The organism is Methanosarcina sp. WWM596 (genome assembly GCF_000969965.1).
In the GTDB taxonomy this organism is placed as follows: Archaea; Halobacteriota; Methanosarcinia; order Methanosarcinales; family Methanosarcinaceae; genus Methanosarcina.
Map to the genome: position 1 here is coordinate 379,398 of NZ_CP009503.1, position 22,235 is coordinate 401,632.

At 38.8% G+C, this 22,235-nt stretch carries 19 protein-coding genes; 12 read left to right on the top strand and 7 right to left on the bottom strand.

Annotation, left to right across the window (positions count from 1 at the left end):
- Positions 1–139: 139 nt before the first annotated feature.
- Together mtaB and mtaC are read right to left on the bottom strand one after the other, a co-directional pair.
- Positions 140–1,525, bottom strand: a complete 1,386-nt coding sequence (gene mtaB / locus MSWHS_RS01715) for a methanol--corrinoid protein co-methyltransferase MtaB (protein ID WP_048125498.1) — start codon at positions 1,523–1,525, stop codon at positions 140–142.
- A gap of 10 nt (positions 1,526–1,535) precedes the next feature.
- Positions 1,536–2,312, bottom strand: a complete 777-nt coding sequence (gene mtaC, locus MSWHS_RS01720; RefSeq protein WP_048125500.1) for a methanol--corrinoid protein MtaC — start codon at positions 2,310–2,312, stop codon at positions 1,536–1,538.
- 818 nt (positions 2,313–3,130) lie between these two features.
- Between mtaC and MSWHS_RS01730 the strand changes: the two genes are divergently transcribed.
- The 3 genes from MSWHS_RS01730 to MSWHS_RS01740 all read left to right on the top strand — a co-directional run bounded on the left by MSWHS_RS01730 (position 3,131) and on the right by MSWHS_RS01740 (position 5,518).
- Positions 3,131–3,985 carry a winged helix-turn-helix domain-containing protein gene (locus MSWHS_RS01730; RefSeq protein ID WP_048125505.1) on the top strand — a complete coding sequence of 285 codons (855 nt, stop codon included), beginning with the start codon at positions 3,131–3,133 and terminating at the stop codon, positions 3,983–3,985.
- Between the two features lie 122 nt (positions 3,986–4,107).
- Entirely contained in the window at positions 4,108–4,899 is a 792-nt protein-coding gene (locus MSWHS_RS01735; protein WP_048125507.1) for a winged helix-turn-helix domain-containing protein, read from the top strand.
- A 142-nt stretch (positions 4,900–5,041) separates the two neighbouring features.
- On the top strand, positions 5,042–5,518 hold the full coding sequence (locus MSWHS_RS01740; RefSeq protein WP_052722531.1) for a DNA-deoxyinosine glycosylase: 477 nt from the start codon (positions 5,042–5,044) through the stop codon (positions 5,516–5,518).
- 156 nt (positions 5,519–5,674) lie between these two features.
- Here the strand turns inward: MSWHS_RS01740 and MSWHS_RS01745 are convergent, their stop codons facing one another.
- The 3 genes from MSWHS_RS01745 to MSWHS_RS01755 all read right to left on the bottom strand — a co-directional run bounded on the left by MSWHS_RS01745 (position 5,675) and on the right by MSWHS_RS01755 (position 8,539).
- Positions 5,675–5,854, bottom strand: a complete 180-nt coding sequence (locus MSWHS_RS01745) for a 4Fe-4S binding protein (RefSeq protein WP_048125508.1) — start codon at positions 5,852–5,854, stop codon at positions 5,675–5,677.
- A gap of 160 nt (positions 5,855–6,014) precedes the next feature.
- A complete protein-coding gene (locus MSWHS_RS01750) occupies positions 6,015–7,937 on the bottom strand; it encodes an SWIM zinc finger domain-containing protein (RefSeq protein WP_048158688.1) in 1,923 nt (640 codons plus the stop codon).
- Between the two features lie 119 nt (positions 7,938–8,056).
- Positions 8,057–8,539 carry an SWIM zinc finger domain-containing protein gene (locus MSWHS_RS01755; protein WP_048125512.1) on the bottom strand — a complete coding sequence of 161 codons (483 nt, stop codon included), beginning with the start codon at positions 8,537–8,539 and terminating at the stop codon, positions 8,057–8,059.
- A gap of 189 nt (positions 8,540–8,728) precedes the next feature.
- Here MSWHS_RS01755 and MSWHS_RS01760 point away from each other — a divergent pair, with 189 nt between their 5' ends.
- The 3 genes from MSWHS_RS01760 (at position 8,729) to MSWHS_RS19890 (ending at position 10,507) form a co-directional block, all read left to right on the top strand.
- Positions 8,729–9,226 (top strand): inorganic diphosphatase, encoded by a 498-nt coding sequence (locus tag MSWHS_RS01760; RefSeq protein WP_048125514.1) that lies wholly within the window; start codon positions 8,729–8,731, stop codon positions 9,224–9,226.
- Positions 9,227–9,403: 177 nt separating this feature from the next.
- On the top strand, positions 9,404–10,054 hold the full coding sequence (locus tag MSWHS_RS01765; RefSeq protein WP_048125516.1) for a YggS family pyridoxal phosphate-dependent enzyme: 651 nt from the start codon (positions 9,404–9,406) through the stop codon (positions 10,052–10,054).
- Between the two features lie 309 nt (positions 10,055–10,363).
- Complete coding sequence (locus MSWHS_RS19890; protein WP_156148047.1) at positions 10,364–10,507, top strand: hypothetical protein; 144 nt, start codon at positions 10,364–10,366, stop codon at positions 10,505–10,507.
- Between the two features lie 479 nt (positions 10,508–10,986).
- Here MSWHS_RS19890 and MSWHS_RS01770 read toward each other — a convergent pair whose 3' ends face one another.
- Complete coding sequence (locus MSWHS_RS01770; protein ID WP_048125519.1) at positions 10,987–11,859, bottom strand: hypothetical protein; 873 nt, start codon at positions 11,857–11,859, stop codon at positions 10,987–10,989.
- Positions 11,860–12,613: 754 nt separating this feature from the next.
- Here MSWHS_RS01770 and MSWHS_RS01775 point away from each other — a divergent pair.
- From MSWHS_RS01775 to MSWHS_RS01785, 3 genes are all read left to right on the top strand, one after another.
- A complete protein-coding gene (locus tag MSWHS_RS01775; RefSeq protein WP_197074004.1) occupies positions 12,614–13,348 on the top strand; it encodes an integrase in 735 nt (244 codons plus the stop codon).
- A 94-nt stretch (positions 13,349–13,442) separates the two neighbouring features.
- The gene (locus MSWHS_RS01780) at positions 13,443–13,688 is read left to right on the top strand and encodes a hypothetical protein (RefSeq protein ID WP_048158690.1); all 246 of its coding nucleotides are present in this window, start codon (positions 13,443–13,445) and stop codon (positions 13,686–13,688) included.
- Positions 13,651–14,052, top strand: coding sequence for a hypothetical protein (locus MSWHS_RS01785; protein ID WP_048158691.1), 402 nt, complete (start codon positions 13,651–13,653; stop codon positions 14,050–14,052). The genes MSWHS_RS01780 and MSWHS_RS01785 overlap by 38 nt, the downstream gene beginning before the upstream one ends.
- Positions 14,053–14,100: 48 nt before the next feature.
- On the opposite strand, the gene MSWHS_RS18275 is transcribed toward MSWHS_RS01785, so the two are convergent.
- Positions 14,101–15,243, bottom strand: a complete 1,143-nt coding sequence (locus MSWHS_RS18275; RefSeq protein WP_052722532.1) for a pentapeptide repeat-containing protein — start codon at positions 15,241–15,243, stop codon at positions 14,101–14,103.
- A gap of 269 nt (positions 15,244–15,512) precedes the next feature.
- On the opposite strand from MSWHS_RS18275, the gene MSWHS_RS01795 reads away from it, so the two are divergent.
- The 3 genes from MSWHS_RS01795 (at position 15,513) to MSWHS_RS01805 (ending at position 21,922) form a co-directional block, all read left to right on the top strand.
- A complete protein-coding gene (locus MSWHS_RS01795; RefSeq protein WP_156151177.1) occupies positions 15,513–15,977 on the top strand; it encodes a transposase in 465 nt (154 codons plus the stop codon).
- A 1,189-nt stretch (positions 15,978–17,166) separates the two neighbouring features.
- Positions 17,167–17,721 (top strand): hypothetical protein, encoded by a 555-nt coding sequence (locus MSWHS_RS01800; protein ID WP_048158693.1) that lies wholly within the window; start codon positions 17,167–17,169, stop codon positions 17,719–17,721.
- 1,558 nt (positions 17,722–19,279) lie between these two features.
- A complete protein-coding gene (locus MSWHS_RS01805) occupies positions 19,280–21,922 on the top strand; it encodes a hypothetical protein (protein ID WP_048158694.1) in 2,643 nt (880 codons plus the stop codon).
- Positions 21,923–22,235 lie beyond the last annotated feature (313 nt).

The following is a 22,235-nucleotide window of genomic DNA, read 5'->3' on the forward strand; positions in this document are numbered from 1 at the left end:
GGCAAGAAAACTCCTTAACCGATGACCAATGAAAAAGTAGTTAATCTGAAGGTCTGAATAAAATGAGGATAAAAGTTCAGTACGCAAAGTTAAAGAATGAAGTTAATGAAAAAAAGAAAAAGAGAACGGAGATTTCGGCTTAGAAGCCGTAGTTCTCCGGAAGGAAGACGTTAACTTCACTCTTGTACTTTGTGAGGCAGTCGTCCATGAATTTGTCCATGTCGTCCGTAAGGGAGTCCAGGGATGCCTTTGCGTCTGCGAGGGCTTTAGTTTCGAACCTGGAGAGATCGAGCTTGCCTGCAGCACCTTCGCTGACGATGTCACAGCATGCGATTGCAGCGTTCTTTGCTCTGAGGTAGATGTTGTCGCCGTCCTTAACAATTGCCTGGCCGATCTTGTATGCGTTGTCGTATGCAAGCACGTAGGACTGGGGGTCTCTGTACCTGTCGGAGAGCATGAAAAGGTCCCTGAGAACTTTTTCGTTCTTGGTTTCAAGAGCGGTGTTCATGAGGGCGCAGTCGTATGCAAGGGACTCGGACCAGCACTGAACTGTGGTACCACCGAATTCACCGTGGTATTCGACAGACTCGTTTGACCAGCAGTCACAGCACTGCATAATGAGGTTACCCACTAAGTCAGAGTGAGCGCAGGTGGAGGTCTTACCTTCCTGGGTCATTGGCATACCGGTGATTGCTTTGATGGTGACGTTTTCGTATCCACAGTCCTTTCCTGGACCAACGGCACCGCATTCGTATGCTACGAGGGACCTTGGGGCGGAAATTGCTCTTGCAAGGATTGCGAGAGTGTGGGCGAGGTTCTTGTCAAGCAGACCGCCGCCGATGAACATTGCGGTGTTTGCCTGTGCGCAATCGGTGTCACCAGCTGCAACAGTGCCGGTCTTCTTTGCAATTGCGGCAATGTCGGTCCAGATCATTTCCATGTCAATGGAGCCGAGACAGCCGATGCCGTAAAGCATACCAGCAATGTCGTTCCTGAGAACGGAATAGTCGAATACTTCCTTACCACCCATGCTCTCTACGGAAAGCAGGTCTGCACCTGACTTGGCGCATTCTTCGAAGGCTTCGAGAAATACAGAGTACTTGTCGCCTCTTAGCTGGAGGAAGTCCCTGTTTTCACGGATGTCACCGATTGTGTGGCGAAGTGCACACTTTATGCCGTATTCATCGTGGTATTCTTCCATGATGGTTTTCTGGGCGTGTGCAACTTCTGCTCCCCAGGAGGGGTTGTTGGACATCTGCTGAACGTGTTCTGTTTCAAGGATAATTGCTGGGAAACCGACCTGGACCATTCTTGACATAACGTCGGTTGTGATCCTCTCGTATTCCTTAATGAGTTTTTCCTTGGATGCGCCTGCTTCAGGTCTAGGAGCGTAGTTAATTTCAGGAATTGTGTAACCAGCACCGATCTCAAGGTCAAGGCCTGCTTTTACGGGGTGCTTGGATACGCCGAAGCTCATTTCGTCTGCGCTTGCATATGCCATTGAAGTGTATCTTTTTGCTGCCATCTCATTCACCTCAGTGCTTGTGGAATTTGTCTCTTAATGCTGCAATATCGTTTGTACCTGCAATGATTGCGTCAGCAATCTTGGGAGCGTCAGCTGCTTCTTCACCGTACACACCGAGTGCATACTGGGATACGAAGTCCTGGTTGACTGCGCCGCCACCGCATGCGAATGGGATCTTAATTCCCTTCTCAAGGAGCTTGTCGTTAACTTCCTTGAATGCATACATGGTGGTGGTCATGAGTGCAGTGCCTGTGACCATGAGGGGTTTGTTTGCAATAACCGATGCAATAACCTCGTCAACAGGGACGTCCCTTCCAAGGTCAACTACATTGTATCCATTTGCCCTGAGGAGAGCGGCAACGATATTCTTACCGATGTCGTGAACGTCACCTTCTGCGACGTGGCAGACAACAGTTCCCTTTGTTACAGGGGCAGTTTCAGAGTTTTCCTTACAGAAATCGATACCATTGAGCATGGCGTCAGCAGACATCATGACATTGGGGAGGAAAATTACTCCTTCATCGTAGAGTTTGGTGACAACGCCCATACCGATCATGAGAGCATCGTCGATGAGTGCGATTGGGTCCTTGCCTGCGTCCATTGCGGCTTGGAGACCCTCAACTACGTCATCTTCTTCTCCTTCGAAGATGGCTTTTGCAATCGGGTAAACAAGTTCGTCTTTAGGATAAAGCTCTTCTGCGGCTTCTTCAGGAGTCATCTCTTTTTCCAGAGCCACATTGTACCTGGTTAATACTTTTTTCAGACTTGCCTCTGTAAAGTCCAACATATTTCTAAACCTCCATTTAGATTATAAGCAAAAAGGTCCTTGCCATTCCGGATCTGCAGTTCACCGGATTTATAAGGCATGGGATGTTCCGGTTTTGCCTTTGTAAAGCTTCTTTGTAAAGCTTTTTTGCTCCTGTTACCGGAACTTTTCCTTTTTTATTGTATTTCACGTCTGCATGCTGACATGTGTTACAGCTCAATTAGGGGAAATCATCCCATATACCATAACCGACGGAAATTTTTTCCTGATTTTTACAGGGCAACACGGGGTCTGAAATTTTGAGGTCACTGAGCGACTTCCTGCCTGCAGATTTTTTAAGCCCTTGTTTCTTGATAAAAGCATTCAAAATTTTTGATGCAAATTTGGGGGTCATTGCTCGATATTTTAGGACGTTTTTCTTTTATAACATTTTTACTTTTTTTGAACAATGTCATTATTCCGATAAAGCAGGTAAAAAATTTCAATGTTCTTATTTACTCTTTTAGCCCATCATCTAATATTTATTTTATTAGTTAGGGTGTCATTTTCTTTTAAAACTCTGGCTGATGATACTGTTTTTCTTTAAATTTTACGTCTCTCTCTAACTGGCAAAATTATTTTGCTTTGATCTTCTTTGCGTTTTAAATTATTCATCCAAATCCTTTTATATAAATGGGCATATCGGTTATCTTCAGTATTATGGCGCAAATTCTTTCTTTTATTGAGGTCGTACAGGACCTGAACGGAACTCATATTTCTATTCGCCCCGGTACGAACATTTCTGTGCCGCATAATGCAGATTCCTATATTTACAAAAAATAGAGATATAAGTGGTTTGAATGCAACCTGAGTTAATAGATGTAGTATTTCGTTCCCAGAAAAGAAGAGATCTCCTTTTACTCCTGGGAGAAAAACCCCGAACAATGGAAGAAATTAAAGTCCTCCTTGATGTTTCTCCCACAGCCATCTTGCCCCAGATCAAGAGGCTTACAGACAGTAACCTGGTCATTCAAAAAAATGGCAGCTATGAATTGACAGATATGGGAGATCAGGTATTCAAAAAAGTCAGAGATCTTGTTGACGTCCTTACCCTGGTTGAAAAAGACAACTACTGGATCGAACATGACCTGGGTGGAATCCCTAAGTATCTTCTTGACAGGATAGGGGACATCAAGGACTGCAATCTGGTCAATGTCGATCCCAGCCAGATATTCGAACCTAATATGGAGCTTTTGAATTTCTTTTCTTCTTCCCGCTATCTTATGGTGTTTTCATCCTTTTACAGGCCTGAATTCCTCCCCCTTTATTCAAAGCTCGGAAGGCTTGATGCAGAGGTTTCCCTTATTTTTACGGAATCGGTACTCGAGAAGTTCCTGCACAACTATGAACGGAAAATAAGGAAATTTGCCACGATAGAGAACACCGAACTTTTCGTCTGTAAGGACGGGATAAAAATTGCCGAGCTTATTGTTTCTGATCGTGGGATGATTATCTCTCTCTTTGACAGCCAGGGCAGGTTCTATCACGACTATATGTGCTGTTCCGAGCCTCAGGCTATTTCCTGGGCAAGAGAACTCTTTGATTTCTATGTATCAAAGGCATCAAAGGTTGAAGGTGAGAAGATCATTGACAGTTTTATATGCACATCTGAAAACGGAGCTTTCTCAGAATCTCTGCTGTTAAGCCTTCATTGATATATACTGATGTATCAACATGTTTAATACCAATTTGAGGCTCAAATTCGAAATGACTCAGAAGAATTTTAATTAACATCTTATTTTATCTCAAACTCCTTTCCGGAGGGAGGCTGAATCGAATGAGTATGGAACTACAGTTAATAGATACTATTTTCTTTTCGGATAAAAGGAAAAACCTGCTTCTATTCCTGAAAAGCGGGCCAAAAACGATTGAAGAAATCAAGACCGAGCTTGATGTCAGTTCCAGTCCAATTATGGCTCAGATCCGCATCCTGATCAAAGACGGGCTTCTTGTGCAGAAAGAGGACGGTTACGAACTCTCTGTAAAAGGGAAACTCATAGTTCCCAAAATGGAGCCCCTTCTTTCCACATTCCGGGTCTTTGATGAAAATCATGATTACTGGGCAAGGCAGGATCTTCGCGCCCTTCCTTTGCACTTGCTTGATCGGATAGGGGAGCTGGGCAAGTGTATGGAGCTTGTGCCTGATAGAACTCATATCTTTGATTACCCTCCTGAAATTATGGATCTCCTTTATAGATCAAAAATGGTTATGGAAGTCTCTTCTTTTTTCCGTCCTGGGTATCCAGATCTCTACTTGGACCTTGCTTATAAAGGCATAGAGGTTTCTATGGTTCTGGAAAAGCCCATTTACAGGAAACTGGTCTCCGATCATAGAAAGGAGGTTGAGAGGTTCCTAAACATGGAAAATACGCAGATTTTTGTCTGTGAAAATAAAATTGAATTCGCTTCCAGCTTTATTACGGATCGCTTTTTCTCAATGTCCATGATCTCCAAGGACGGAAGGTACTATAACCATGAAATGGTGAGCTTTGAAAAAAGCGCCCTTGAATGGGGGAAAGAACTTTTCAACTATTACAGGGACATGTCTGAGCAGGTCACGCAGGTGTGAGAAATACTAAGAGATGAAAATTTTCAAACCTTCGAAATAATGCAAATCTGAGTAGTCCACAAAGGCTTAAACGTATTATACAAATTTACTTCTTTTCGATTCTAAAAATTAAAGTAACCTCAAAGCCCAACTTTCTTTAACCATGATAAAGCGAGGTTTTACTCCATTCCTTGATGAAAATACCAGGATCCTTATTCTGGGGTCCCTTCCCAGTGATGAATCCATCCGAAAGCAACAGTACTACGGAAATCCCGGAAATGATTTTTGGAGGCTGGTTGGACGCGCAATCGGAGAAAACCTTCAGAATATGGCATATGAAAAAAAGCTTGAAGTCCTGAAGAGTAACGGGATTGGGCTCTGGGACGTGTTTCATGCCGGAAGTCGGGAAGGGAGCCAGGACTCAAGGATCAGGGACGAAGAAATAAATGATTTTTCAAGTTTGAAAGAAATAGTTCCAGAGCTGAAGCTCGTCTGTTTTAACGGCAAAAAAGCAGGGGAATACGAACCTCTCCTGAGGGGAATGGGCTATCAAACAAAAGTTCTGCCCTCTTCAAGCGGGGCAAACCGGCGATTTTCAAAAAATAGGGAATTGGAGTGGGAAGTTGTTTTCAAGTATTAGATATCTACCCACTCTCAAAAGTTAAGGAATAGCATTGTTATTGCTGCTATTAATATTATTATTGTTTATGTTATTATACTATTATGTCTTTAGTATTATTGTTTATGTTATTATACTATTATGTCTTTAGTATTATTGTTATTATTATTGTTTCTATTATTCTACTTTGATGGCTTCTGCTGGGCAGACGTCTTCACATGCCCCACAATCCACGCATTCGTCTTCGTTTACGACTGCAATTCCTTCTTTTTCGTCAAGGGTGATTGCCTCAGAAGGGCATTCATCGACACAGGTTCCGCAGCCTGTACATTTTTCTTTGTTCACTTTTGCTGGCATTAATTTCAACTCCTTCTAGATCGTTTTTCCATGCTGTTCTATTCAAATCGGTATTTTTTAAGCAAAGTTGGAGTTCAGAATTAGGTTTAATTTAAACTCCATTATTATTTATCTGCTCTGATATATAAAAATTTGCTCTCGTCCAGATGGAAATTTTCCTTCACCCCTCAATGATTCTCTCCTTCTCCAGAACATCAAGGATTTCAAGTAGCTTTCTTTTAAGTTTATTCTTTTCCCTGATCTCGCTGAGATAAGACTCCCATTCGACTTTTTGTCCCCCGGTTTCCATCGTGTTCCTGACCATCCGGAGATAAATGGATGCAGATTCGTATGCATCTACCTTTGTCCTGGAAATGAGTTCCTCTGCAATAGTTTTCCATATATCGACCGCAATTTCCGGATATTTCTCTTGTACAGTGTGGGCAATTTTATCTCTCCTGGTAAAATACCTGTCTTCTCCCTTTTTTCTCCTTATTTTTAGTTTGTTGTACCACCTGGCCACTTCATCGGGATTCTCTTCTTCGATGGCGATGTCGATCAAGAGTTCAAAGGCAGGTACATCTATTTTTTTGAAAGAATCCCTGTCAATCAGGCCTGTCTTTGGAAGGCCCCCTAACAGGTTCGAGGATTCTTCTCCGGGTATGGCGCTGTCTGCGGGGAGGTTTCCGTTTTCCAGGTACTCATGGACAGCTTTCCGGACTTCTTCCCATACCCCGGCTTTTTTTGCTGATTCCCGCAGGTCTATATAAAATTGCAATGAAAGGTACCTGAAAAACTCTTCTGCATTTAAAGCTGCTACAAAGAGCCAGTTCTCTTCTTTTTCCTTGATTTCGAGGAGGGTCCGGAAGAGTTCATAGGCAGTTTCCGGGGAAGATTTCCTTGTTTCTTTTATTTTCCGGTAGATCCACTCTTCTGCCTTTTCTTTTTGCTCCGCGGCAAGCAGCACTTTGATTAGCCGGACATAACTCCAATCTTCTCCAGCTTCTACTTCCTCTTCGCAAAGGGAGATGGCTTCTTCATAATTCCTGGCTTTTTCGAGCGCAAGGGCAAGCCGTTTTACAAGCTGTTCCCGGTCCCAGTTGAAATCGGAGAGAGTTTTCCCGCTGTCGCTTGTCTCTAGCCTGTCTTTGAGGACTTCGGAAAAATGGTTCCACTCTTCTACTGGAAAATCCGAATTCCAGAAGGCTTCTTCGTCAAAAATCCCGTATTCGTCTTTTAATTCAAAGTCCAGAACTCTAAGCATCCTTTCGTGGGCTGGGTTTCCGGACTGCAGGAGAGCCTTGATAACTACTTCCATACATTCGCCAATCTCCATGCCGATATTCCCCTCTTCATCATAAGGAGCTATTTCTTCATACCCTTCCAGAATTTTCATACCCAGGTCTGCAACATCATCTGCATACCCGGCTTCAAGGAGTTTTTCCAGCCGGTTCCTCAGGTCCGAAAAATCAGGGGTAGGGGAATCATAATCTCTGTAGTCATAGCTTCTGGCTTCCTCCCAGAGCTCTTCCAGTTCGGAGTATATGTCCCCTACCGTCTCCTCCGTATCCCCCGATGCAAGGTTCAGCATGTCCCACAAGTGCCTGGAAAGCAGGGAATCCCTCTCGGATAAATTCATCAGAAGGTCAATCAGTTCCTCTTTTTCCATCTGCTTCAGGTACTCCCTCAGCTCTTTTCGGAAAACCTGATACGAATCCCGGGTCTCTTCAACTTTCAGGGCAATTCCCTGTCTGGCCATTATAATTAGGGGGTCTCCTTCGGAAGCAACGGGAACTTCTTCTCCCTGCTCTGCAAGTTCAAGGTATTCAAGTACAGTGGCAACCCCGTGTTTGCAGTCATGTCCAACCGGACAGGTGCAGGTGGAACTAAGCTCTCCGTTTTCCAGGGAAACTTCCGTGAAATATGTTTTCGTCCCCTGTACCCGGGCTATGAGGCTACCCTTAGAGGTTTGTTTAATCTTTTTTACCCTGTCTTCATCCTGGTACTTCATTCCCTTAGCAGTGGCTTTTTCTCCAGCCCAGGCCTGGAGGTCGCTCCATTTGAGGGTTTGGAAGGGGTCGGAATTCTTGCTTTCCGATGGCATAGGATAGTATTTCTCAAAGGGTCTATAAATAACGGTTTTTTTCAGTCCTCAATATGCCGGTTTTTTTTTCAGTCCTCAATATGCCGGTTTTTTTTCAGTCCTCAATATGCCGGTTTTTTTCAGTCCTCAATATGCCGGTTTTTTCCCAGTGTACCAAGGATTTCAATGAGCCTCCTTTTGCGTTTATTTTTCTCCCTGATCCCACGGGGATATATCTCCCATTCTCTTTTTTGTCCTCTGGATTCTATATTATCTTTAACCTTCCGGAGGTGTACGGCAGCTTCTCTGTAAGCATTCACATTTGTTTTGGATATGAGCTCTTCTGCAAGTTTCTTCCAGACTTCAAGTGCAATATCTGGGTATTTCTCATGAACGGCATTTGCGATTTTGTTTTTGTCGATGTAATATGCGTATCTTTTTGTTGTCTCTCCTCCCTTTTTCAGTTCTCCGTACCACCTGACAACCCCATCCGGAGCTCTTTCTCCAATAGATATTTTGATCAGCAGGTCAAAAACAGACGTTTTAATCTCTATGAAGGAATCGGGTTCTAGCAGCTCTGTAGGGGGATAAGTTCCGGGGAGGATTGAAGTGTCTGCTTCCACTCTTTGTTTTACAAACTTTCATTTGTGTGTTGATTTGTGAAAAGCAAAACAGTTCAAACCAGGTCAATGACTCTTGTTTGCAGGCAGTTCTATTCTTTCTTCTCTATGTTTTATATTAATAACCTGTCAGAACACATTAATAGTTGTAATTCTTACAAAGCAGTTAATTAATAATTCGGAAGTGTTGATATGGCTGAAAGGCAAGTCGAAAGTGTGATTATCGAGATTCCAAAAGGAAGTCGGAACAAATATGAGTACGATAAAGAAAGGAAAGTAATTAAATTCGACAGAATGCTTTTTTCTTCAATGATGTATCCTTGCGATTATGGTTTTTTTCCTGATACTCTAGCTCTTGACGGTGACCCTTTAGATGTCCTGGTTTTAATGTGGGAACCTACATTTCCGGGATGTATAATAGATGTACATCCTATTGCATTATTTGCCATGGAAGACGATAAGGGAATAGATGACAAGATACTCTGTGTTCCAAAAGGTGACCCCTTATGGAATTATATAGAAACAATCGACCAGGTCCCTCCTCATCTATTAAAAGAAATTACTCACTTCTTTGAAACTTATAAGAATTTAGAGCATAAACACGTGAAGGTTATTGGTTGGGGAGGTCTTGAAGCAGCAGTCAATATAATTCAGGAAGCCAAATCCCGATACATTGAGCAAAATAAATGATTAACCGGTTTTGCATAAATGATGTAACCATTCTTGCTCAGTTTTATAGAAATTGCGCATTTGAAATGCTGAACCGTTAATTCCGGTTTTTATATAATTCTATTCTTACTCCATAAAAACACAATTAGAACCATTTAAATACAACTACTTTTGAATCAAAACAGTTTAGGGACAACAATGCCAGTTGATGAAATTATAAAGTTGATCCTTAAGGAGATTGGAAACACAAAACTAGTTTGTGTCACCAAGACGATTGAACCTGAAAGGATAAACGAAGTTATTAGGGCCGGAGCCACTATTATCGGAGAGAACCGGGTTCAGGAATACGAGGACAAATGTGATGATATATTGCCCTGTGAGACACACCTTATAGGCCATCTACAGACAAATAAAGTCAAAAAAGCCGTACATCTCTTTGATCTTATCCAGTCAGTTGACTCCCTGAAGTTAATCAGGGATATTAATAGGAGAGCCGGGGATATTAACAAAGTACAGAAGGTCTTCCTTCAGGTTAACATAGGCAACGAGTCACAAAAATACGGATTTGGACCGGATGAGGTAAAAAAGGCAATAAATGAGATCCATTCTCTCGGGAATGTCCGCTTGGAAGGCCTCATGTGCATCCCTCCTTTTCTACCCTCTGAACAAACCCGTTTCTATTTCAGGAAGATGAAGGTCCTTTTTGATGAAATGAAACAGGAAAACCGGGACAACATCAATATAAGGGAACTATCAATGGGTATGTCCAATGACTACAGGATTTCCATCGAGGAAGGAGCCACGATGGTACGTGTGGGCACTGCCATATTCGGGGAGAGGAAGTACTGAATGTGCTATTTTGTGGAAAATAATTATTCATTGCTTATTTTTTTCGAATAAATATTTTAAAACTATTTAATACCTTTAAACTAAAAAACAGAAGAAGAAAATGAGCAAAATGCATAATGGGCTCGCAGAGCTTCGAACTCAGGACCTCTGCTTTATGCCGACATCGAGGACCTGCATACTATTCGGCTGAACTACTATACCAGCGCCAGTTACAAAGAGTCGGTGCCCCTGGAGTGGACTTGAGCCAGCCCATACTGTATCCCAGGGTGCCGAGGTCCACAGCGCCTGGGCAGACAGCGGTACTGTCAAATGGACACAATTGAGCTGGGGGCAGAACCCCGTCAATGGCATATCATCACACTGGCAGAGCTGCCAATGCTCAAAATGGCTCCGTTTTTCATGTTGAAAGGGGTCGTCATTTTGAAACCAAATAACGGACATGTTCTCGAATAATTAAAAATACGAAAAAAAATATAAGAGAAAAAAGTAAGAGAGAATGTAAGAACGAAAAAGAAGTAAATAAAAGAAAAGCCGAGAATTTTCAAAAAGGGCTATAAATTATCAAACATTTGAGAATCAACTCAGCCGTAAGCAACCCCAGCAGTACATATAACAAAATAATCAAAAGGTTGAGTATGACCGGACCAATTCTGGTTCGAACTTTTCCTAGTCCATACACTCCAATTACCATATATAATTATGATAGATTAATATATCTTATTTTCGGTCATCGTTTTTGGGTTTTATCATTACTCCTTTTCTTTTAATTCTTTAATCTGCTTTGCAAGCCAGCTAAACCGTTCCTGTTTTTCAGCCAGATCCTCTTTAGTTAAATGAAAATCAGAAGTATAATATCAGAAGTATTATTCATTGTTTTACTTTTTCCTTCCACGATCAAATTATTCGACGTAAGGTCCCCGTCTCTTTTTCTTTTATGCTGACTCTTCCTGGGCCATCTCCGGCCACATCAAATAAGCGCCAACAAAAAAGCAAACTGCCCCGATCAGGGTGAAAACAGTGGACCATAGTGCGAGATTGTTAAAAATTGGTTCAGGTCTGATAACAGCCAGAAATGCCGAAATTAAGAATGCAACACATCCCACAAAGTTAATGATCGTAATCCACCAGTCAATGTTGCTACTGCGCCAGCACCACCAGCGATGACAAATTTCAAATATCGCAAGTGTACCGGAGATCTGGAAGAAAATAGAGCCAACCATGTCCGGTGTCCAGATCAACAGGTCTTGTCCTATCCAACCCAGATTGAGAAAAGCATCAAACGTGTTGAAGTTGAACATAATCGTTCCCAGAAATTGGCTAAATGTAACCCAAAAATCAATTCTAACAGGTTGCCAGGCCAACCATTTGCGTTTAGTATTTTGGACATCACCACCAACGGTAGTCTTGGCGTTGATAGACTGATGATATTGAGAATAACCGGCAGAGGTAAAGAAGATCGAACCGATGAAAAAAATCAGGGTGAGAATGAGATTCCTTTTGAACCCGGCCAGAAATAAGACGCTGCCCAGTGCAAAGTGGCTGGCACCAATCATGAACAAAACGGCGATCCACCAGTTTAACGAGCGGGGGCGCCAAAGCAGGTATTTGGGTCGTTTTTTTTCCGCCGCTTCAGGGCCTGGTTCCGGACCAAACTGCTTGCGATGTCGTCGGGAGGTCCTTACATCCACAGTGCCATCAGGCCGGCGGTGGACAATGCGGGTAACAAAGGGACCTATATACTGTGACTCGATATGTTCCCATGTATCCGGAAAATAGATATAGCCTCGTTTAATTGAAGTTGACATAAGCGTTTATCTCTCTTATTTAGCTGTCAATCAGCCAGGCATGGTCATATTCCAGTGGATAGCTGAAGCATGCAGCCCCAAAAATCTGGTACAACAAACATAGTTCTGGAGAGTGGTACAAATTCATTGGGTTCCAACAACCTGGGTTCTTGGGAGCTTTTCAAGAGACCGGACAGGATGACATTTACGTGTATCCCAGGTCACAAACCCACATCCATATGAAAAATTTCTGAAGTTAACCCCAGGGCTGAACAGTCTGTTTTGGCACTACTTGTTTGGTGAACCCATGATCTTCAGAATCTTCAGGATACTGGAGGGTTTGAATCCAGATAAATTAGTGTGGTTGAACTCGATGTGCTGCTGCGAAAGTTTATTACTACTTCGCTTATCATCAATAGAACTTTCACCACAGTGTATCATAGAGTTCTGTCTATTTTAATTTCCTATGTGTCTCTTACTTTTTCTTGTTAAAATTTGCAGTTATCTGTCACGTATCCAGTATTCTCATAGCCACTAAATATAAACACTTAGAATCCGTAAAAAAAGAATAAACAGAAGTGGGCCCGCTGAGATTCGAACTCAGGACCTCCGCCGTGTGAAGGCTTCTTTTGACAAATTAAGCTCTATTAATCCTTTAAATTCGGTCATAACTCCTACTCACTCCCAAAAATTAGACCTGCCCGAAAACAGGAGTTGTAACAGCTTCACGCTCAATGATGTATGGATCAAACATCAGGGTCTTTTTGAGGAATGGTTGAAAAATAAAGATATATCGAAAAGGACAAAGCAGAACTATTTTAGTGCCTTACTAAGATTTTTTGAAAGCCAGACTGTAACCAGACCAATAGAGTTTAGGAATATTCTGTTAAAAGATAAAGAAGAGCGCGGATTACGTAATTTGTTTAATTATTTTGAGGATGAAGAAATAAACGAAATATGTGGTCATTCTCTCGAAAAATGGAGACGCTTTGTAAAAATCAAAAAGTCTGGTGTCGTTGAGGTTTACGTAGACGATGAAGAAATAAAGAAAGGATACGAGGAATGTCCTGAAGAAATGAAGCCTATATACAGTTTATTGGTTTATTCAGGGAATCGATTTACTCATATACATCAGATGCTTGACAATTTTGATGAAGGTAATATCATTATAGATGGGGAAATAGCTCATTATCCAACGTCTTTTTTATCAAGTGGTTCAAAAAGAACTTTTCATTTATTTTTCCCTGCATCGTATGTTCCTGAACTAAAGAAGATATGTAAACTGAGATCTTATTTTAATATACTAAAGGAAATAAAATGTGGCCGTGTTACCGCAAAAACCATTCGAAAATGGCATTTAAACCTCATGATTAAGGAAGGGATTACAGAAAGCGTAGCTGATTTCATTCAAGGTAGGGCATCCGTTACTGTGGGAAGTGCTCATTACCTAAATAAAGTGCAACAGGCGACAAATCAGTACAGCAGGCTTATCGGGAAACTCCCTATATAATTTCAGTAAATAAATAGTATATAGAACAGACACCGGGAGCAGGACGGTAAAGGTAAAGACATACCAGTACACCGGAGAATTAACCGGATTAGATATGTACGAATCAATCTCGATCCTAGATTACGAAGCAGTGGAAAGGGTAACCGAACAATTCAAGGAAACGCTATACGAAAACAAGTTAAGGGTAACCACTGGTAACCCTTGGGGTAACCTATCAGAGGTTACCCAAAGAAACGACAACGGGAACAATAATAATATAATAAATAATGTAAGGGTAACCATAGATATAGAGAAAGAGAGTGATGGAAAAAATAACCCCCCCCTCTGGAAATGTCAATAAATCAAACCACGAAAAAACATGTGTATTTTCACAGGTTACCCATTCCCTGACAAAACAAGGTTACCCCAAGCCAGAAAACGATAAAGGAAGCCTCGAAAACGAAGGTTACCCCTTTACCGATAGCGAAATGTGTATAAAAAATGAAGCAGTTGACATGGTTACTCCTAGTAATTCCGGACTTAGTAACCTCCTCCGGAGAGCTTTGGCTAAATTCGCAAAAACAGAGTACAAAAGCAATGTGCCAGACGTTAGCGAATTTGTAGGCGAATTCAATAAGAGAACACCGGAGTACGTGGAGCAGTTAGGACAGAAAGCAGTAATGTACAACGCCGAGAGGATGAAGGCGAGAGGGTGGAGGCTATAAAGCCTCCTCGTGCTCGAACACCGGAAGAAGAATAAGTATCCCCAACTCTCACCTTATCCCCTCCTGTGGCTCTGTAGTGCCTTCTGATACAGCCAAAAGCAAATGTGCGTAGTGTTTAGAAATTATACGTGAATGGTTTTTATCCAATGTTGCATTATGAAGCGTTTGCACTTTGGAAAGCTGGTTACATGACAAATTGCGAGCCCATTTCAGGTTAGCTCCTTCGAGATTAGCCCCTTTAAGATTAGCCCCTTCAAAATTAGCTCCTTCAAGATTAGCCCCTTTAAGATTAGCTCCTTCAAATTTAGCTCCTTTTAGATTAGCTACTTCAAATTGCGCTCCTTCAAGATTAGCTCCTTTAAAATCAGAATTTTTAAGATATGCTCCATTAAAATAAGCTCCGGAAGCATTAACAGACACAAAGTCAGTCTCCGGAAGGTTAGCAAGCAAGAAATTAGCCCCTTTAAGGTTTGATTTCCAAAAATAAACCCCACCAAGGTTAGCTCCATTAAAAAAAGCTTCTTGTAAATTAAGTCCAGTCAGATTTATCATTCTTGACTCTCCCATGAATAAGGAGTAATTGCGCCTTCCAATAATCGTAAGAACGGCTTGAGTGTCTATTTTTACTTTATTTTGAGGTTCATCTTTAATGGGAGAGTTTATTTTAACAAAAGAAGTCAAAATCTCGATCATTCTCCAATGATCCTTCTGATATTGTGCTGAGATTCTTTCGAGGGCATATATTCCGCCTAACCTAACCTCAATTTTTTCATTCCCTAACTGTTCAATAGCTCTAGTGAAACTTTCAGTGATCTGAACTTCTCTCGAAATTTTTAGATTTCCCCATGCAAAATAAATTCCAACCCCTACAGCAATGCCCCCTAACACTTGAGCCAATGTAGAACGGTAAACGTTTTCCATCTCGGCTAAGTCTTTCGGGTTCGTTATTCCAAATTTATCTACCTGCAACACAGGATATTTTAGTAAAATCCATAAAAAACAAATAAAAAGTAAAACAACAACGAATGCCTTAAATAACCAATTTCGTGTAACCGCCCCATATAATATACTTAGTTTTTTTAAATCTACTAAAACTATTCTAAGTAGTCTGAAGTAAATAACAGACGATCTTGAATCAAAATATCCATATAAATATTCAAATAAAGATCTTATTATTGGAACAGGTTGCATATTTTATACCTAAATGCCATAATTCGAATTAACCTTTCTATTTATATCAAATTCCATTCTGTAAACATAACTGTCTAAAAAGAATATTTTATTCAATGCCGAGCGAGCAGGCAAACGTTTATTTTTTCCCTGTTTTCCCTTCACATTTTCCCCCCTATGTACTTTATTTACTCAGCCTCTTTATTTTCCCCTGCCCCGAAATAGTAAGCAGTATATTTTATTATTCTCGATTATATTCTTATACTTAAATTATATAGTAATATTAATATATGGCTAAAAAATGTAAGATAACCCCGGAATTAATTGAACGAATGAAAGAAAATGTTAAGTTAGGCTTCACCTACTCAGCCTTAGCTCTCAGCCTTGGGATTTCTGAGGACACCCTTTACTCATGGATCAGGAAAGGAAGGGACGAACAGCAACAGCCCTATGTGAGCTTTTACGCAGGACTGAAGGAAGCAGAGTCTGAACTTCTTGCAGAATGCTTGCAACAGCTCAAACTTTCGGCAAAGCTTGGTAATGTCGATTCTAGCAAGTGGTTACTTGAAAGACGCTTCAAGACCCTTGGTTATGGGAAGCAGTCAGAAGTAGAAGTCCACGCCAAAACCGAGAACATCAATATAAACTATAACGATGCGGATGAGTGTGACAAGATCCGGCAGGAGATTTTAGAGAAGCTCTCAAGACCTGCGTACCCTGCGAGGCTCAACATTACCAACGGCAGGGAAAATTAAAAAAGTAAAAAAACGGTTAAAAATGTTTTTACTTTGGAATAAATTGTGAAATCAGCCCATATATGCTCATCAATGGAACGAGCACGTCGGTCATTAAGTGGTGATTCCATCCAATTATAAGGACGAAACCACCTGCAACCTTTTTATAGGAGATGGTCAATAATTTCATCATTGTAAATCAACTTTTGAATTTTGTTCGGCTAGACCCCCCGGCAGGGGTCTATCTGCTTTATGCCCATCAAATTTGATTTTTTATAACTGATATGATTGCTTTAGTATATATACTCTTCTTTAGAGTATAGCCTCCTGTTATCGTTTTCTTAAGCTTAAGCTTACGATGATCTTTTTAAGTTTCTCAGATTATAAATAAGGTGACTTACTATATATAAAATTTTGCTAACGTTTGGTTCGCCTGATCCTGATTTTTTGCGTGCAAAATAGATATAGTTTTGCACGCACTAAAATTCGGTATTTTTCCTGATCTCGTTTTATACTGAATATACAAAGTTTTATAATATTATCTAATTAAATATCAAATTTTTTAATTCAATATGACTTTTACTACCTAAAATTATGAATAACCCGTATTTATCTTTTTCCTATGTTACGCAGTCACCCGATCATGAAAAATAAGATAATAGTCGTATATTATAAGATAATAGTATACAATAATCTGATTTATTTTTTTATAAATGATTTCGGCAAACACCGAAATATTACTGAATTTTAAATAAAACTCGTAATTACGTTTTTCTTTGTATTTTTTCTGATAATAAGGGCAAAAATAGTAATTTTATTTTTCTCGTTTTTTTCATTTTCTCTAAACCATAAAACCATCACCCGATATTCATTTTAAAAAGTAATGTAGAATTTTTAGTAAATGAAAAAGTTATATTTTGAAAGATATTTTCTCCCTAATGAGTAGTTACGGCACTAAGATCTATCCGAAGTCTTATTTTTTACAATCCTGAAGAATTCCGAAAAAATCAGAGAGTAATTCTTTCTTAATTGAAAATACATTCATCATCATGAAAACAGTTCTCTCGTCATCGTTTTTATTTTGAGCGGTTTTGCTGGCAGTATATGCCTGCAAAGCTCCTTTTGAATAACTGAAGGAAAGCCGGAAGAAAAATAAAAAGGTTTAAGCACGTTGTTTTCCGTATTCTTTTTCATCAAAGGAGTAGGAAAAATGAACAAAATTCTGAAAGCTATTGCAATTTTCCTTGTTATCTTTGCCGTGGTCTTTGTTGCTGGATGTTCTGGCCAATCATCTCCCCAAGAAAAGACGGCAGACAGCACAGAGAATACAGGAGAACAAGCAGGGGAACAGCCTGACCAGTCCAAGGAATGGATGCAGACCACAAGCGCAGACGCTTTAAATGTATCAAACGCGGCAAACGAGCTTGCATCCGTTCTGAGCAATTCCGGAGATCCAACACAAATTAAAGCTCTGACACAGTACATTGAGACTGAAGCAGACGCTTCCAGCTACGAGAGCGCGCAATTTTATTATGACGATGACCTAGAACCGGCTGTGCAGAAATATGCCGATATGATGGGATCTTATGGAGCTTTTGCAAAGCGTATAGACATGTCTCTTGACCACATTAACGCCGGGGACACAGCATCAGCAGAAATCACAATAGAAGACGCGGCAGAATCTCTGACGAGAGGAAACACGTATTACGAAGAATACAAAACGATGACAGAAGACTTTAAGAAAAGCCACCCTGAGACAGCCTAACAACTGTCTAAACTTTCCTATTTTTTGTTTGTAAATTTTGGTGGGAACTCACACACTAAATATTTTCAGTTAGACCGGATTGGGTTTTCGTTATTAAACATAATAAAAGTATACGCGATTTCCGGTATATAATATATAAAGCTTTGCCCTCATCCCAAAGTATATATGCATTGAATTACATATATATAATAATATAGGTATCGTAGTTTTTTCGAAAATTGCGGCATCTATGTATCAAGAAGAATGTCTCATTTTATACACGGATACTTTTCTAGACTTATTAAAAATTGACTTATATTTTTGTTTGAATTGTAATAGTATCAGTAGTCAATACTATGAGCATATATCAGTATTGTTGAACGGAGGAACGTTAAGAAAGATAAAGCTTAAACGAACGGTATACGTCAAAACATAAGTAACTTGGAAGTTATGTTTTCGAAGTTACTTAATGTCTTGTAGAATGAAAAAGGTATGTTTGTCGTTAATTCCAATTTGATTATATGAAATTATGTTAAACAATTATAGCTAACTATAACACTTATATTATTAATATTTAATTATAATTTAAATATATTGCGGAATAAACGTCAGATGCTCCTTTGTGATTGAATGAATAGATAACTATGATCCGCAGTGATCAAAGGAGACAAATAGATGAAATCATTGACAAAAAAAATGTTGTGGTATTTCTTATGATATTCCTCATTGATATAATTATTAATTTGAATCAATGTTTTATTTTTTATATAAATAGTATTACAATAAATATGTAAGTTACCTAATTGTTATAGCTCATTCAAGAATTACATTGAATATTAATTTTCTTGAATGATTCTATTTTTTCGAGTAATTTTTATAATTCATTCATTTTCAACGATTTTTAACATTTGTATTAAATAAATCCCGGATATATCCCATCATATCCCGGAACTCAGAGCAACTATTGAAGGACTGCAATTACTTCTCTCTGAAAAAGATCAGCGTATAGAAGACCTGAGAAGGGACAAAGAAACCCTTTCTATTTTTGCTCATTACTTCAAGAGCCTTGAATGCAGGCGATTAGAGGAGAGTTCTGAAGCTGTTGTGCCGGATTCAAGGAGCCTGTTAAGAGTTCAGCTAGGACAGCCAGGACAGCTCCAGCAGGAAGCTCTGAGAAGGAAATAATTAAGAAGACCTGCAAGAACTGTAACCAGGTTTTTGAAACAACTAATCCAAAAAAGGAAACATGTTCCGATAAGTGCAGATCGACTTTTTCTAGAAGAAAGATATGAATGATCAGATCCCACAGCTTAATGACGTCACAGAGAAACAGGCTGTTCATATTCAGAGCTTAATTCAAGAAAATAGCAAGTTAAATACTAAGCTTTTGCCTGAGACTACAGGGAATAAACCATGGTGGATGTTTTGGAAAAAATAAGACAACTAATGAAGGAGAAATAAAAAGGAGAACGGATACTTGTATGGTCGAATATTGAAGTAAATAGAAATGTTTAAGTTCATAAGCAATATGTGCTTCTGTTGTAGTTCTAACCACATGTGATGAAGTTAAAGGAATGATATGCAAAGTAAACCCTTTAAGTTAGAAGATGCTGAAACAGAAGCCAAAGACTTGCTCAAAAAAATAGAGGATAACAGTAAATCTTTAGAAAAAACGGCTTCACTTATTATTAATAGAGTTAACAATGACGATGAAAAAATATGTAATTATAAAGAAGAACTAAGAACAGTTAAAACTGACTACCATGAAAAAATAAATAATTATAAAGAAATACTGAGAACAATTAAAACCAACTTTAAAATCTATTTTGTGGCCATTTTCGTTCTTATAGTCCCGGTCATTATACAAATCGTCATCAGTGTTTTAGGTACTAATGTTTTTTCATCTAATAACTCCTCAAATATTAGCTTACCGTCTTCTATTATGCATAATTTTCATATGTATCAAAACCTCTTTTGGTATACTTTTTTTGTTCTTATTGTCTCATTGATTCTTTTTTACTATACCTATCAGAATAAGATTTTTACAACAGAATCTAGTGAGTTAAATGATGAAAAAGATGATACAGACGATGGAGAAATAGATTCCCGAAGTCTGACATCATCTTCACAAATCAGAAATGTGAAGACAGATTTTGACAAAAGTAAGGACATTTTACTTTCTATAGCCAGTAGTGTGGGAGACTCAGTTCCCATTATAAACAATTTATATAAAAGCACAACTCGTTTAGGTGAGCATAAACAGTTGGTAGAAAAATACAAGCAATCTTTAAAATATTACAACGTAATTGTTGATGACAGTTTCTTTCAGGAAATTGGGGATTTTGTTCCTGCTCATAATATTATAGTCGATAATGAAGAAGACAGGGAAAAATACATCAATTCTCAAATATACTCTCACTGTGTACAGAAAAGAATAGAGGTGTCCGAAAATATTTTGTTACTATTATATAATGAACATAATGGTAAGACGTGTAAAGATACATTCAGAGAGATAAAAGAATCTAAAATTGAAGTTGAAAAACTGGCAGAAGTCTTAATTAAAAGTCAAAAAATAATAGGTCCACCTAATAATTACGAGTACAATAAAGAAGACATTAGTGCAATCATTAAGAAAATACATTCCTTCAGTCTATCAAGAATTAACGGCAAGTTGACTGACTCATTTTTCGTATTAAGTTATTTGGATTCTTATATAGAGTTTCTTAAAAAGAATGAGATAGATACTCAATCATATACACGATCAATAAAATTTTTAATTGACAATTCCGGGAACAAAAAAGTTCCATTGGTAGACATTGTAATTCCATTAGCTTATAAAATAGGATTAAATATTTTTAACAAAGATGGTCGTTTAAACAATGATAAGTCCCTAATTGAAGGATTTGCTAGAGCCTCTGTTACCTTGAAGTTTCACGATGATATTCCATTAAGGGAAATAGCTTGCCAATATTCAGCAAATGATCATGCAGTGGCTGTACTTCGCAGTTACCAGCAAAAAATGAAGGAAAACGGTGGTCAGCAGGTTGTCTTGATTGGGCAATTAATTGAAGAGAAAGAAATGGTAACCTCCTTTTCAAAAATGTCTAAGGATAAGGAAGGAACATATTTTCATGATCAACTTAGAAAAGGCAAATGGTATGACACTAGTTTTGCCCTTCTTTTGGCTTTCATTCAAGATTCTCGAAAGGATATCATCGAAAAAATCTCAAATATCGAAAAATATGAAATGTTAAAAAAAGCGGTAAAATCTGCTTTTGAGAAAGTTAAGCTCACAACGATAGAAAAGTCAATCGATGCTCAACTTTTTGGTGCATATATTATAATGTTTTATGGTAAAAATACTGATAGAAAAACTAAAAAGAAAAATAATGATGAGACTGATAATACAGACAGTGATAGTAATAATACAGATGAAGCAGGGCTTCAAGCCATAATTGATAAACTTTCAAAAAGAGATTTGAAATGGAATATCAACGAAACGCGGATCGAGGAGATCAAAAAAGAATATGAATACAAAATATGTCCAAAGTATGATTTCGTGAATTTGACACCAAGCACACGTATAGGCATTTTAGACCCAGGTCAATCATTCAGTGATTTTCAACATGATTTTTTAAATGATATCAAAATCATGTTGAAAATAAAAAAACATGAGAAATTTAAAATTGGATTGATCGTTCAAAAAATAATGCCTTCCAGTGACAGTTTGGGGTTCATTGATGATGAGGATCTTCCGGCTAATATTCAGATTAGAGATTACGATGTTGTGAAAATTCTCGCAAAATTAGCAAGTACCAGAATTCCAGTTACAGATCAAATTAGTGTAATGAGATTTGAAAATAATATCAACTTGATAGAGATAATTAACGAATACACTTTTTATGAGATCATAAAAGATGGATATGATGACTTGACCGAGGAAACTGAGAATGAAATCTTAAACTCTCGTGAATTAAAGAAAAGTTTATTAGATGAACTTAATAAAGTGGGTTTTAAGGACTTCATGTCAATAGGTTTGAATCTTAGACGTGGCAATTTAAAAGGTGCTACAAAAGATAAAATTGAAGAGATAATACAGTCTGTTCTTGAGAAAAAATATTCTGCTGACAAAAAACTTAGGGAAATGGCAAAAATTCGCTCAGAAATATTGTCAAGCAGATTCATGGACTCTGTGGAAACTTTAGCTATACTTTATGATTGAAGCTTGCTCAGAGAGAACTGCAGGATAAAAATCAAAAAATACTGTTTTTATGTTTTTATTTGCGTTTATGCAAAAATATCAAATGTAGACTCAGCTCGTTTTTCCAATATGTTGTATATACGTGTTTGTGAACTCGGTTATTCCAAGGACTATAGGATTATGCAAGTTTCTACCGATTAACGCACGCGTTAAGGAAAATTCATCTCAAAAATAAGCATAGCCAGATAGCAAAACGATAACGTCAAAGCCGTTTTAACCGATTTCGATTTATCTTTCACTCTCTAAAGAGTTTATCAAGAGTAAGGCAAAAATC

Bases quoted from the DNA above. Each gene is read 5' to 3' on its own strand.
- MSWHS_RS01800 (WP_048158693.1), top strand. From the start codon at position 17,167: ATGAACAAAATTCTGAAAGCTATTGCAATTTTCCTTGTTATCTTTGCC.
- mtaC (WP_048125500.1), bottom strand. From the start codon at position 2,312: ATGTTGGACTTTACAGAGGCAAGTCTGAAAAAAGTATTAACCAGGTAC.
- MSWHS_RS01780 (WP_048158690.1), top strand. From the start codon at position 13,443: ATGTACGAATCAATCTCGATCCTAGATTACGAAGCAGTGGAAAGGGTA.
- MSWHS_RS01770 (WP_048125519.1), bottom strand. From the start codon at position 11,859: ATGTCAACTTCAATTAAACGAGGCTATATCTATTTTCCGGATACATGG.
- MSWHS_RS01750 (WP_048158688.1), bottom strand. From the start codon at position 7,937: ATGCCATCGGAAAGCAAGAATTCCGACCCCTTCCAAACCCTCAAATGG.
- MSWHS_RS01795 (WP_156151177.1), top strand. From the start codon at position 15,513: ATGGCTAAAAAATGTAAGATAACCCCGGAATTAATTGAACGAATGAAA.
- MSWHS_RS01745 (WP_048125508.1), bottom strand. From the start codon at position 5,854: ATGCCAGCAAAAGTGAACAAAGAAAAATGTACAGGCTGCGGAACCTGT.
- MSWHS_RS01805 (WP_048158694.1), top strand. From the start codon at position 19,280: ATGCAAAGTAAACCCTTTAAGTTAGAAGATGCTGAAACAGAAGCCAAA.
- MSWHS_RS01785 (WP_048158691.1), top strand. From the start codon at position 13,651: ATGGAAAAAATAACCCCCCCCTCTGGAAATGTCAATAAATCAAACCAC.
- MSWHS_RS01735 (WP_048125507.1), top strand. From the start codon at position 4,108: ATGAGTATGGAACTACAGTTAATAGATACTATTTTCTTTTCGGATAAA.
- MSWHS_RS01730 (WP_048125505.1), top strand. From the start codon at position 3,131: ATGCAACCTGAGTTAATAGATGTAGTATTTCGTTCCCAGAAAAGAAGA.
- MSWHS_RS18275 (WP_052722532.1), bottom strand. From the start codon at position 15,243: ATGCAACCTGTTCCAATAATAAGATCTTTATTTGAATATTTATATGGA.
- MSWHS_RS19890 (WP_156148047.1), top strand. From the start codon at position 10,364: ATGGACACAATTGAGCTGGGGGCAGAACCCCGTCAATGGCATATCATC.
- MSWHS_RS01740 (WP_052722531.1), top strand. From the start codon at position 5,042: ATGATAAAGCGAGGTTTTACTCCATTCCTTGATGAAAATACCAGGATC.
- MSWHS_RS01760 (WP_048125514.1), top strand. From the start codon at position 8,729: ATGGCTGAAAGGCAAGTCGAAAGTGTGATTATCGAGATTCCAAAAGGA.
- mtaB (WP_048125498.1), bottom strand. From the start codon at position 1,525: ATGGCAGCAAAAAGATACACTTCAATGGCATATGCAAGCGCAGACGAA.
- MSWHS_RS01765 (WP_048125516.1), top strand. From the start codon at position 9,404: ATGCCAGTTGATGAAATTATAAAGTTGATCCTTAAGGAGATTGGAAAC.